The 604-nt window shown below is 41.4% G+C and carries 1 protein-coding gene; it reads right to left on the bottom strand.

The annotated features are described in order from the left end of the window. The coding region (locus H6B30_RS16045) for a hypothetical protein (protein ID WP_205112247.1) at positions 1-604 on the bottom strand (604 nt) is incomplete at both ends.

The raw sequence follows: 604 nt of genomic DNA on the forward strand, positions 1-604 counted from the left end.
TCCAACCGGAACGGGCAAACGGATGCGCCATATACAATTCATCTGTACCTACACTTGGCAAGAAAACGGGTTGAACATCCAGATTCGAATGGTTCTCAAACAGAATGCGAATAGAGTCATTAGCTGATGGCAAAACCTTGAAAATAAAAGCCCCATCCATTTCTGTCTCCTTTACAGGCATGATGTTTCCGTTTGTCAGCTCACAATAAGTGTATATGTTGGCTAACACATAAAAATTCACTTGATACTTATTCGGCTTTAATGGATATTTGAATTCAGACACGTGAATATATTCGGGTAACGTGTCACCTTTGGATAAATTCCTGCCTACGCCAGCAAAGCCGAAATTGTCTATAAAGGGGAAACTGACCCATTGTCCGTTTTTCCATTGTTTCAGATGATGGTATGCCAGTTCTGCCGTTGGTCCGTTCACATTGATTACATCAACCACAATTCGTTTTGTCTGCGGTGAATAAACGGGTTGCTGTGTTTTAATTCGATAAGCATCAGCATGGGTGATATTAACATCGGGAAGTCGTTGTATACGAACGCGGCTTTCATACTTCTCTATTTCCGATTGCGATAAGGGGAAATCAATGTCTTG

The organism is Marseilla massiliensis, assembly GCF_016899955.1.
Lineage (GTDB): Bacteria > Bacteroidota > Bacteroidia > Bacteroidales > Bacteroidaceae > Prevotella > Prevotella intestinigallinarum.